This window comes from Kitasatospora sp. NPDC114501, assembly GCF_055633695.1.
This window is the reverse complement of the sequence record NZ_JBVKDS010000030.1, coordinates 43,681-54,623: the sequence shown is the minus strand read 5'-3', so window position 1 is coordinate 54,623 and position 10,943 is coordinate 43,681. Positions and strand designations below refer to the sequence as shown.

Below are 10,943 nucleotides of genomic sequence, written 5' to 3'. Positions count from 1 at the left end.
GCACTCTGCGCCCTCGTCACCCTGGCCACCGCAGCACAAGCAACCACACGCGCAACCCGCCAACGAGCAATCGAAGCCGCAGGCATCCGCGAATAGAACGCTGTCGCCGGGGAGCTCGGCATCCTTGCCGAGCGCCCCGGCGCCGTCGAAGCCCTGCCAGGCGCCCCTCGCTGACGTGACGGTCCGGTGGGCGATCAGAAGAGGACCGAACCTCTGCGGTGGCCGATGAGCACGCCACGCCGAGAAGCGGCGGCGCTTTCGACGTCGACACCACAGATCCGGCCGAGGCATTCCAAGATCTGGCACGAGGAATGCGCGCGATCCCCCGCAGCATCATGCGTGCCGCCGAGTCCCTTGACCTCATCGGGCGGTGCCGAGACGACTTCTTCTCGCTCCGCTTCATCCTCACCCACACGATCGAGGAATACGCGCGAGACAACGGCCACGCGGACCTCCTCCGCGAGCACCGTAGAAGAGCCGGTCGCGTCGTGGCGAAACAGTGCAGTTCGTCTCCTAAACGTAACGGCCCGGGGGGCGGGTTCACATAGTCAGCGAGCCGCTCCCTGCGGACGATCAAGATCGTGAAAGAACCCGCGTATCTCGGCGGCCGTCCGGAAGGCTCGGCGGGTGATCCGCTCGGTGTCCCGCGGCCAGTCAGCCGCTGCGGTGGGAACGGGTCGGGGCCAGAACCAGTAGAGCCGAACCGATCGGCCCCACGATCAGGGCGACGTCGGCACCGCCTGGACGTCGCCGGTACCCAGCCCATCCGTCGTTCGAGTCGCTGGTCGCCGACCGCCTCGGCGTAGACGCCGCAGCGTCCGTCGGCTGCAGAGGTGCGGCCTGCCCTTCAGTCGCCGTTGGCGGTGAGGGGGATGCGCAGGCTGACCTGGTAGCCACCCCCGTGGGCAGGGCCGGCTTCGAGGGCGCCGTGCAGGATCTCGGCGCGTTCGCGCAGACCGATCAGGCCCTGCTGGGAGCCTGGCAGAGCCAGGGAAGGGCGGGCGGGCGCGCTGTTGGTGACGGTCACCCCGACATCGGCCCCGTCCTGCCAGAGTTCGACGGTCGCGGTGGCACCGGGGGCGTGCTTGCGGGCGTTGGTCAGCGCCTCCTGGACCGTCCGGTACACGGCCCGCTGGGCGGAGGCGCCGAGGTCGGAAGGCAGTTGCCCGGTCAGGCGGGTCTCGATGCCGCTGGAGTCCACGAGCCGGTGCAGGTCGGCCAGGGTGGGCTGGGGGGCCAGTTCGGTGTCGCGGCCGCCGGAGGCGCGCAGCAGCCTGACCATGGTGCGCAGTTCGTCGAGCGTGGTGACGCTCAGGGAGCGGATGGTGCGGGCGGCGTCCTTGGCGTCCTCGTCCCTGGTGGACATCTGGAGTGCCCCGGCACGCACGGCGATCAGACTGACCTGGTGGGAGACCACGTCGTGCATCTCGCGGGCCAGTTGGGCGCGTTCGCGGGCGAGGACGGTCTGGGCGTGCAGGATCCGCTCGTGCTCCCTGGCCTCCTCGGTCTCGACCATCTGCCGCTCCAGGTCCCTGCGGGTCTGGAGGAGCTGTCCGAACAGCACGGCGGCGGCCGCGGTGGCGAGACTGTACACGAACGTGACCAGGGTGAAGGTCCGGCTGACCTCGAAGGGGCCACCGAGGGACCACGGGACGATTCCGGCCAGCGCGGTGCCGAGAGCGCAGAGCGCGAGCAGCCGGCGGTTGCGGGAGCGTTCGGCGAGGGTGAACAGCGCCACGATCGGGGCGAGGGCGATGTCGTCCTGGGTGAAGGCGATCGGCAGGGTGAGCAGCAGCACGGCGAGGGGGAACCTGCGGCGCAGTGCCAGTGCGGCGCAGGCGACGGCGGCCACGGCCGGATCGAACGCCCCCGGGTCCTCCGTGAGATTCAGCCAGGCGTCGATGCCCGCCGCCACGACCAGGGCGCCGTCCACGACCGGCGCCGGCACCCGTGCCCACAGCGCGCGGGCTCGGCCCGCCCCCTGCGACTGCGGCTGGTTCCTGTCGGCCGTCGTGCGGCTCGCCGCAGCCTCCCGTTCCGTCACCGCCTTCATCCTCATCGTGCCGCCTCGCCTTCGCTCTGTTCCGTTCCTGCCGCCTCGGCCCGGATCGTGGTCGACGCCCCGAGGGCGACCGGGTGGGCCGTCACGGGGTGTGGCCGGGCTGAGTCGGTCCGCCCCGCTCCGGCAGGTGTCTCCGTCGGAGCCGACCCTAAGGCTTCGGTGTCGTCGGGGCGGTGGCCGTGCGGCAGCTCCGGCCACCCGGCGGGGTGTTCACGTCCAGTCGGCAGGGGCACCCGGTCACGGAGACCCGTCGAGGTGGCGGGCCCTCCAGCGTCACGGATGCTCCGCCCGGTCGGCGGGGGTGTTCCCGGCGGTCGGCGGGGTGAGTGGGTACGGCCTACGGGGTGGGATGGGGACCGTCGGCTGCGACACTGGTCTGCGGACTGGGGCGCCCACACGCTCGGGCGCTGCCCGGGCATGTAGTCAGGACCGACGGACACCTCCGGTCGGGCATGAGCCGCCGGAGGTGTCCACCCCGTCGTCGTTCGGAAGCGGAAGTTCCCTTGCTGATTCCTGTCCTGATCGTGGTCACCGCGGTGGTGGCCGGCTGGTCGCTCGTCGCCGGGCGGCTTGAACGCCGGCACGTACGCGCGCCGCTCGTGCTGGTGCTCGCGGGCGTGGTCACCGGCCTGTTCACCCACAGTGAGATCGCCGCTGCCATGAACTCCGTGATCGCCCAACGGGTGGCGGAGATCATCCTGGCCGTGCTGCTGTTCGTGGACGCCACCGAGCTGCGGGGCGGGCGGCTGTTCGGCCGCGATCCGGGCTCGGCCGCCCGGGTGCTGCTGGTCGCCCTGCCGCTGAGTCTCGGCGCGACGGTCCTGCTCGGCGGGCTGCTGCTGCCGGACCTGCCGGTCGCGGCGTTGCTGCTGATCGCCTGCGTCATCATCCCGACGGACTTCGCCCCGGCCGAGATCCTGGTCCGCGACCGGCGCATCCCGGCCCGGGTGCGCAGCGTGCTCAACGTGGAGAGCGGCTACAACGACGGCATCGTGTCGCCGCTGTTCCTGTTCGCCCTGGTGCTGGCCGGGTCGACGGCCGAGAAGCGCACGCCACTGGAGGCGCTGGGCACCACCGTACCGTTCGCGGTCAAGGCGCTGCTGGTCGGCGCGCTGGTGGGCGCGCTGCTGGCCTGGCTGATGAACCTCGCCCAGCGCGCGCACGGGATGACCGACCAGTCCCGGCGGATCCTGGTGCTGATCGTCCCGCTGCTGGCCTACACGCTGACCACTGCGGTGCACGGCAACGGCTTCGTCGCCTCGTTCGTGGCGGGTGTCGCCTTCCGGTCCATGCGGCGGGCCCCGGAGCGCCATGGCGCCGCGGTGCCGGCCGGCTCGGACTTCCAGCTGCTCGAGGACACCAGCGCCATGATGACCATGGTGATGTGGTTCTTCTTCGGCAACGCGGTCGTGCTGACGTTCAGCCTCGGCCTCGACTGGCCGGTGCTGGTGCTGTGCGCGGCGGCGCTCACCGTGTTGCGGATCGTGCCGGTCCTGCTGTCCTTGCTGGGCTCCCGGTTCAGCCGGGCCGAGCGGCTGATGGTCGGCGCGCTCGGGCCGCGCGGCACCACCTCGATCGTGTTCGGGCTGCTCGCCTTCAACGCCCTCCCGGACGGGCCGGCGGCGAACAGCGCACTCGACGCGATGGTCGTCGTCGTCCTCGGCAGCATCCTGCTGCACGGCGGTGGGTCGCTGGCCATCGCCCGCGCGCTGCGCGGCAGCGCCCGGCCCCGTCGGGAGAAGGCGGTGGATGCCGGGAGTGCCTGAGAAGTCGGGGACGCCCGAGCCGTCGGAAGAGTCGAGGCTGCTCGCTCCTCGACCACCGCACGGCGCGAGTGGGCCCCGACGCCCCGCGTCACGGACGCCGCTTACCCGTCCCGTTCGGGACGTCGGCCAGCAGCCCGGCGCGTTGGGCGAGCAGCGCGGCCTGCACCCGCCCACCGACCCTGAGCTTGGTGAGGATCGCGCTGACGTGGTCCTTCACCGTGCCGGTCCCCAGGTGGAGGCGTACGCCGATGTCGGCGTTCGACAGCCCCTCGGCGAGCAGCACCAGCACCTCCCGCTCCCGGTCGCTGAGCCGGTCGACCCGCCCGGCCTCCGCGTCGACCACGGCCGGACCACTGCCGGGATGGCCGCGCAGCAGGCTCCGCGAGGCCTTGGGCGACAGGACCACCCCGCCCGCCGCGAGGGTGCGCACCTGCGGGGCGAGGTGCTCGGGCTCGGTGTCCTTGAGCAGGAAACCGGCCGCCCCGGAGTTCAGCGCGGTCAGGATGTACTCGTCCGTGTCGAAGGTGGTCAGCATCCCCACCACCGGCGGCGACGGCAGCGCCACCAGTTCCCGCAGCACGCTGAGCCCGTCCACGTCCGGCATCCGGATGTCGAGCAGGACGACGTCCGGCCGGTGCTCCCGCACGGTGGCAACCGCCTGCCCCCCGACGCAGGTCGCCACCACCTCGATGTCCTCCGCCGCATTGAGGATCATGCCGAATCCCGACCTGATCAGCGCCTCGTCGTCCACCACCACTACCCGGATCACACATCCTCCGCGCTGTCTCAGGACCCCTGCCGTACCGCCCCATGATCCCTTGTCCACCCGGCACCGGCGCCCACGGGGCACCGGTGCGGCCACGCGCCACCCGGCGGGGAGGTGCCGGCCGGAAGGCGGGGGTGATCCGGACGGTCACCGGATGGGGCACAGCGCCGCGCGCCGTCACGCTGGACCGGTACGCCACCAGCTGAGAGGAATCCCGTGAACACCGCATCCGGTCCGACGGGCGCGGACACTCCGCCGCTGTCCGCGCGGGCGACGTTCAAGGCGCTGTACGGCTACGTCCGGCCGCATCGGTGGACGATCGCGCTCGGCCTGCTGTGCGCGTTGGTGGGGGCAGCCGGCGGACTTCTGCAACCGTTGGCCACCAAGGCGCTGGTGGACCGGCTCTCGTCCGGTCAGACCATCACCGCGATCGTGCTCTCCCTCACCGCGCTCGTGCTGCTCGGCACGGTGTTCGAGGCGCTCGGCGGGTACGTGCTGGAGCGCACCGCCGAGTCCGTCGTGCTGGCCGCCCGACGAAGCCTGATCGGACGGCTGCTGCGCCTGCGGATCTCGGAGGTGGACCGCATCCCCCCGGGCGACCTGATGTCCCGCGTCACCGCGGACACCACACTGCTGCGCGCCGTCACCACCCGGGAACTGGTCTCCGGCGCCACCGGCGTGGTCACCCTGATCGCGGCCGTCGTCCTGATGGCCGTCCTGGACCCCGTCCTGCTGGGGGTGACGCTCGGCGTCCTGGCCGTGGTCGGCGGGGCCGCCACCCTGATGATGCCGAAGATCTCCGAGGCCACCGAACGCTCGCAGGAGGCGGTCGGCGAGATCTCCACCGAACTGGAACGCGCCTTCGGGGCCTACCGCACCGTGAAAGCGTCCGGCGCCGAGGAACGGGAGACCGCCCGGGTGACGGCCGCCGCACAACGGGCCTGGCAGCACGGCGTGCGCGGCGCCAAGTGGGAGGCACTCGCGAAGTCCGCGGACGTCCTCGCCGTCGAGCTCGCGTTCCTCGCGGTGCTCGCCGTCGGCGGGGCCCGGGTCGCGTCCGGAGCGATCCCGGTCTCCACGCTGATCGCCTTCCTGCTCTACGTCTTCTACCTGATCGACCCGGTCTCCCGGCTGGTCGACGCCGCCTCCCAGTACCAGGAGGGCGCGGCCGCGATCTCCCGGATCACCCGGGCGCAGCAGCTCGCCACCGAACACCGGGAACTGCGTCGGCTCACCCTGCCCGCCCGCGCGGAGGACGGCGCGGGCACGGGCCCCGCGTCGGTCCGCTTCGAGCAGGTGTCCTTCCGCTACCGCCCGGACCTGCCGGAGATCCATCACGAGGTGACGTTCGACGTGCCGGCCGGCGGGATGACCGCCTTCGTCGGCCCGTCCGGCGCGGGCAAGTCCACGGTCTTCGCCCTGCTCGAACGCTTCCACGAGGCGACCGGCGGACGAGTGCTGGTGGACGGCGAGGACGTCCGCGACTGGTCGCTGCCGCGGCTGCGGGACTCCGTCGGCTACGTCGAGCAGGACGCCCCGGTCCTGGCCGGCACGCTCCGCGAGAACCTGCTCTTCGCCGCACCGGACGCCTCGGACGAGGACCTGGCCGACATCCTGACCCGCACCAGACTCGACGCTCTGGTCACCCGCCTGCCCGAGGGCCTGGACACCCTGGTCGGCCACCGCGGCTCCAAGCTCTCGGGCGGCGAGCGCCAGCGCGTCGCCATCGCCCGCGCACTGCTGCGGCGGCCCCGCCTGCTGCTCCTCGACGAGGCGACCTCACAGCTCGACGCCGTCAACGAGCTCGCGGTGCGGGACATCGTGGCGCAGGCGGCCCGGGAGACCACCGTCCTGGTGGTGGCCCACCGCCTGTCCACGGTCACCGGCGCCGACCGGATCGTGGTGATGGACGCGGGCCGGGTCCGGGCCGTCGGCACCCACGCGGAACTCGTCGAGCAGGACGAGCTCTACGCCGAGCTGGCCACCACCCAACTGCTGGCCCCGGCCGGCTGACCCCGACATGCCGTACACACGGCCGCGCGGTGCCGAAGCCGGTGCCGCGCGGTCCGGCGCCGGGCACAGGGTGGCCGTGTGTAAAAGCAGCCTGTTCCGGGCGCCGACCGGCGGGTGGCTACGGCCGACCGGCGGGTTGGCCGGCTCCCGGCGGGCAGTCAGAGTTGGGGCGTCGCGTTGCTTCGACGCCGGTCGGAAGCACCCCCGGACGCGGCGCCGCGGGCCTCGGCGCTCCCGACTTCTCACGGATTCGGGAGCGCCGGGGCCCCGGCAGTGTGGGAGCGGGCAGGAATCCCTCGGCGCGGGCGCCGGCGATGCCGATCCGGGGGATCTCGCTGCTCTTCCCGAAGAGCAGGTAACGCGGTTCCCAGATCGGCCGGTACTTGGCGTTGGCGCGGTACAGCGACTCGATCTGCCACCAGCGCGAGAGGAATCCCAGGACCGAGCGCCACAGCCGCAGCACCGGACCGGCACCCAGGCGCGAACCGCGAACCGCGCTCGAAGACCGAGCGGAACATCGCGAAGTTCAGCGACACCCGCTTCAGCCGCGGGCGGTCGCGGATCCCATCCGGCGGCGAGCCGGAGGTGCCCCGCCGGACGGCCGCGGTGCCTCCGCCGGTCGGCAGGAGGGGTGGCGGCCGGCGGCGACCGCCGCCGTGCGGGGCGCACGCCGGTCGGAGTGCGGGGACATCAGGGTGATCGCGGCCCGTCCACGAGCAAGCGGCCGTGGTTGCTGCCTCGGCCCGGCGGACTCGTCGCTTCCTTACCGGGAGCGGCGGCCGTCCCCGGTGGCCACCGGGGACGGAACGTTTCCGGGCAGTCTCGCGTGAGCTGTGGCAGCGCGCCGACGAGGCCGTCGCAGGCGTTCGGCGGGGGCCGTCCGGCCGACCGGCGGGTGCGGTACGGAAGCCTGCCGGATGTCCCGCGCGGCCGGCCGTCGCAGAGGTTGGCGCCATGACACAGATCGACCCCGCGCAGACGTCGCCACTGTCGCACACCCGTACCCGTACCGACCCCTCACCGCCGGCGCAGTCCGCGTCCACCGCGCGGCTGGTCGGCGTGGACCTGGCCCGCGCCCTGGCCGTGTTCGGCATGTACGTCGTGCACGTCGGCCCGCCGCTGGACGCCACGACCGGAGTCGGCACCTGGGTCCGCTTCCTGGCGGACGGCCACTCGTCGGTCCTGTTCGCCACCCTCGCCGGGTTCTCGCTGATGCTGATCGCCGGCCGCCGGGTGCCGAAGACCGGACTGGCCGGCCGGCAGGCGAAGATCCGCATCGCGATCCGCGCCGTCGTCCTGCTGGTGCTGGGCAGCGTGCTGGCGATCCCGTACGGCGACGTCATCATCCTCGGCTTCTACGGCGTCTACTTCCTCCTCGCCCTGCCGCTGCTGCGGCTGTCCGCCAGGACACTGGCGATCACCGCGGCCGGGCTCGCGCTCGTCACACCGCAGCTGGCGTTCGTCCTGAAAGCGTGGATGGGCGAGTCCATCCAGAGCATCAACGCCCACGACCCGCTCAAGGCCCTCAACGACGTGGGCGTGGTCGATCTGCTGCTCACAGGCTTCTACCCGGCCATCACGTGGATGCCGTTCGTGATCGCCGGCATGGCTCTGGCCCGCCTCGACCTGTCCGCCGTCGCCGTTCAGCGCCGCCTGGCCGCGCTCGGTGCCGCCCTCACCGTGGCCGCCTACGGCATCTCCACGCTGCTGGCGGGCACGAGCGCGGTGTTCACGACGACGGGAGGGGCGTCCAGCGGCTCCGGGGCGGGGACCAGCGGCAGCGGATCCGGCGAGCAGCTCGTGTCCTCGGCCTCGGACCTGCTGGGCGCCGGGCCGCACACCGGCACCACGTTCGACATCGTGGGCAGCGTGGGCGTCGCGATCCTCGTGATCGTGGGCACGACGGTACTGATGGACCGCCTGCCGCGCCTGCGCCGTCTGGCGAAGCCGGTCATCGCCGTGGGGACCATGTCTCTGACGGCGTACGTGGGCCACTTCCTCGCACAGTCCGCGTGGCCCGCCTCCACCGCCGGTGCTGCGAAGTCCTGGATGCCCGTGCTCACGTACATCCTGGTGGCGATCGTCTTCGCCGCGGTCTGGTCCCGCTTCTTCCGCCGCGGCCCACTGGAGTACCTGCTCAACGCTGCCACCAGGCCGGCGAATTAGGGGCGGCGGGGAAGGCGGGTGGCGAACGGCCGGAGCGCGTCCGCGTCGGGCCCGGCGTCGGGGGCACCGCCCGCAGGAGCTGCAAGACCGGACCGGCACGACGGCGGTCGGCAGCGTGAGCACGCAGCCGGCCGCCGTCGATGACGGGCAGGCGACCGGCTACGGGGGACATCTGCTTCGCCGCGGAATGCCCAGGCCGCGTGTCCGCGTCCGTGAGATACGTGCCTTGTTGACTAATCGCGTCGGTCGCCGGTGCGCGGGGGCGCTCGCTAGGCTGGCGGCATGGCCCTGCGCAACGCGATCATGTCGACCCTCCTGGAGGGCGAGGCGTCCGGTTACGACCTGACGAAGGCGTTCGACGCGTCGGCGGCGAACTTCTGGATGGCCACACCGCAGCAGCTCTACCGGGAGCTGGACCGGATGAAGGCCGAGGGGCTGGTCAGCGCCCGGGTCGTCGAGCAGGAGCGGCGGCCGAACAAGCGGCTGTTCTCGCTCACCGAGGCAGGCCGCGCCGCCCTGCGGTCGTTCACGGCCTCGCCGCCGCGGCCGTCCGCGATCCGGGACGAACTGCTCGTCCAGGTGCAGGCCGTGGACGCGGGCGACCAGGAGGCCGTGCGCGCGGCGCTGCTCGAACGTCTGGTGTGGGCGCAGGCCAAGGTGGCCCGCTACGAGCGCCTGCGGGCGCGGCTGCTGGACGGGCGTTTCGAGGACGAGTACCTCGCCACGGCCGAACGCATCGGGCCGTATCTGACGCTGATGCGCGGACTGTCGTTCGAGTACGAGAACCAGCGCTGGTGCGAGCAGGCACTCGCCGTTCTGGAGCGGCGGGCCGCCGCGCCGGCCCCCGCGCGGGGGCCGGCGCAGGGGCAGGTCTGACGGTCTTCGGGGCGGCGGCTCAGTTCGCCGGGCGGGGAGCAGCGACGGGCCGCAGTTCCGGGCGCTTCGCGACCCTTCCGTCGCCGGAGGAGCGGCCGCGCAGGCGGCGCATCAGCCACGGTCCGAGGAAGGTGCCGAGCCAGGCGGCCTCCTGGGCGGCTCGCCGGCGGACCCCTGCCGCGGGGAGCGGTGGCAGGGGCTCGGTCCACCCGCGGTCGCTGCCGGGCAGCGCGAGCGCCTCGGCCGCCGCGGCGGCGATCCCGGCATGGCCGAGCGGGCTGGCGTGCAGCCGGTCCGCGCTCCACATCCGCGGATCGGTCGTCACCTCGTGCGGGAAGAAGTCGACGACCACGACGCCGCGGTGGTCGGCCGTGGCCCGGATGCGTGCGTTGAGGTCCAGGAGCCGGGGCCGCAGCCCGCGGGCCAACGGCGCGATCCGGCCGATGTCGGGGAAGGTGAGGGTGAGGACCCGCGCCCCCGCGCCCGTGAAGGCGGCGAACATCGCGTCGAGTTCCGCCACCACCTCGCCCGCGTCGAAACCGGGCCGCATCAGGTCGTTCATCCCGGCGACCACGGTGACCAGGTCCGGCCGTAGCGCGAGGGCCGGGGAGAGCTGTTCGGCCCGCACCTGGCCGGCGAGCCGGCCGCGGACGGCGAGGTTGGCGTAGAGCAGGTCGGGCTGGTGCTCGGAGATCGTCTCGGCCAACCGGTCCGCCCAGCCGCGCCATCCGGCCGTCTCGTCACCGTCACCCAGGCCCTCGGTCTGGCTGTCGCCGACCGCGACGTAGCGGCGGAAGCCCGTGGTCGCGCTCATGCCTCGGACGCGCCCAGCGCTTCGGCGGTGATTCGCCCGAACTGCGCGCCCATCGCGGCGGCGAGGGCCTGCGCGCCGGAGAGCGGGCGGACCATCACCGTCAACTCGTCGATCAGGCCGTCCTCGTCGAAGTGGAGGAAGTCACAGCCGTGCACCTCGCGGCCGTCGACGGCGGCCTTGAAGACGAAGGCCCGGTCGCGGCCGTCCGCGCCGTTGATCTCGCGGACGTAGCGGAAGTCCTCGAAGACCCGCCCGACACCGCGCAGGATCGCGGCGGTCATGGCCTTGCCCGGGTAGGGCTTGAAGGCGACGGGGCTGGTGAAGACGACGTCCTCGGCCAGGAGGGCCTCGATGGCGTTGTGGTCGCCGGCCTCGACGGCTGCGCGAAAGGGGTGCACGGCGGGCTCCATAGTCAACAAATTGAATAGCTAACTGCGCGCGAGCCTAGCCGCGCGATCCGGGCGCTGTCGAGGACGCACC

The 10,943-nt window shown here is 72.8% G+C and carries 9 protein-coding genes and 1 pseudogene; 5 read left to right on the top strand and 5 right to left on the bottom strand.

Features of this window, described 5'->3' with window-relative positions:
• Positions 1-218: 218 nt before the first annotated feature.
• Complete coding sequence (locus tag ACZ7RU_RS36190; RefSeq protein WP_470345256.1) at positions 219-548, top strand: mycothiol transferase; 330 nt, start codon at positions 219-221, stop codon at positions 546-548.
• A gap of 299 nt (positions 549-847) precedes the next feature.
• Here the strand turns inward: ACZ7RU_RS36190 and ACZ7RU_RS36185 are convergent, their stop codons facing one another.
• A complete protein-coding gene (locus ACZ7RU_RS36185; protein WP_470345258.1) occupies positions 848-1,948 on the bottom strand; it encodes a sensor histidine kinase in 1,101 nt (366 codons plus the stop codon).
• Between the two features lie 617 nt (positions 1,949-2,565).
• Here ACZ7RU_RS36185 and ACZ7RU_RS36180 point away from each other — a divergent pair.
• Positions 2,566-3,828 (top strand): cation:proton antiporter, encoded by a 1,263-nt coding sequence (locus ACZ7RU_RS36180; protein WP_470345255.1) that lies wholly within the window; start codon positions 2,566-2,568, stop codon positions 3,826-3,828.
• Positions 3,829-3,916: 88 nt separating this feature from the next.
• Here the strand turns inward: ACZ7RU_RS36180 and ACZ7RU_RS36175 are convergent, their stop codons facing one another.
• Positions 3,917-4,597, bottom strand: coding sequence for a response regulator (locus tag ACZ7RU_RS36175; RefSeq protein WP_470345254.1), 681 nt, complete (start codon positions 4,595-4,597; stop codon positions 3,917-3,919).
• Between the two features lie 213 nt (positions 4,598-4,810).
• On the opposite strand from ACZ7RU_RS36175, the gene ACZ7RU_RS36170 reads away from it, so the two are divergent.
• Complete coding sequence (locus ACZ7RU_RS36170) at positions 4,811-6,607, top strand: ABC transporter ATP-binding protein (RefSeq protein ID WP_470345253.1); 1,797 nt, start codon at positions 4,811-4,813, stop codon at positions 6,605-6,607.
• A 118-nt stretch (positions 6,608-6,725) separates the two neighbouring features.
• On the opposite strand, the pseudogene ACZ7RU_RS36165 reads toward ACZ7RU_RS36170, so the two are convergent.
• A pseudogene (locus tag ACZ7RU_RS36165) lies at positions 6,726-7,152 on the bottom strand (phosphatidylglycerol lysyltransferase domain-containing protein); the annotation flags it as partial.
• A gap of 409 nt (positions 7,153-7,561) precedes the next feature.
• Between ACZ7RU_RS36165 and ACZ7RU_RS36160 the strand changes: the two are divergent.
• Both ACZ7RU_RS36160 and ACZ7RU_RS36155 read left to right on the top strand, forming a co-directional pair.
• Positions 7,562-8,773, top strand: coding sequence for a DUF418 domain-containing protein (locus tag ACZ7RU_RS36160; RefSeq protein WP_470345252.1), 1,212 nt, complete (start codon positions 7,562-7,564; stop codon positions 8,771-8,773).
• Between the two features lie 282 nt (positions 8,774-9,055).
• Positions 9,056-9,649 carry a PadR family transcriptional regulator gene (locus tag ACZ7RU_RS36155; RefSeq protein ID WP_470345251.1) on the top strand — a complete coding sequence of 198 codons (594 nt, stop codon included), beginning with the start codon at positions 9,056-9,058 and terminating at the stop codon, positions 9,647-9,649.
• A 19-nt stretch (positions 9,650-9,668) separates the two neighbouring features.
• Here ACZ7RU_RS36155 and ACZ7RU_RS36150 read toward each other — a convergent pair whose 3' ends face one another.
• Both ACZ7RU_RS36150 and ACZ7RU_RS36145 read right to left on the bottom strand, forming a co-directional pair.
• Positions 9,669-10,463, bottom strand: a complete 795-nt coding sequence (locus ACZ7RU_RS36150) for an SGNH/GDSL hydrolase family protein (protein WP_470345250.1) — start codon at positions 10,461-10,463, stop codon at positions 9,669-9,671.
• Positions 10,460-10,861 carry a nuclear transport factor 2 family protein gene (locus ACZ7RU_RS36145; RefSeq protein ID WP_470345249.1) on the bottom strand — a complete coding sequence of 134 codons (402 nt, stop codon included), beginning with the start codon at positions 10,859-10,861 and terminating at the stop codon, positions 10,460-10,462. Before ACZ7RU_RS36145 ends, ACZ7RU_RS36150 begins: the two co-directional genes overlap by 4 nt.
• Between the last annotated feature and the right edge of the window lie 82 nt (positions 10,862-10,943).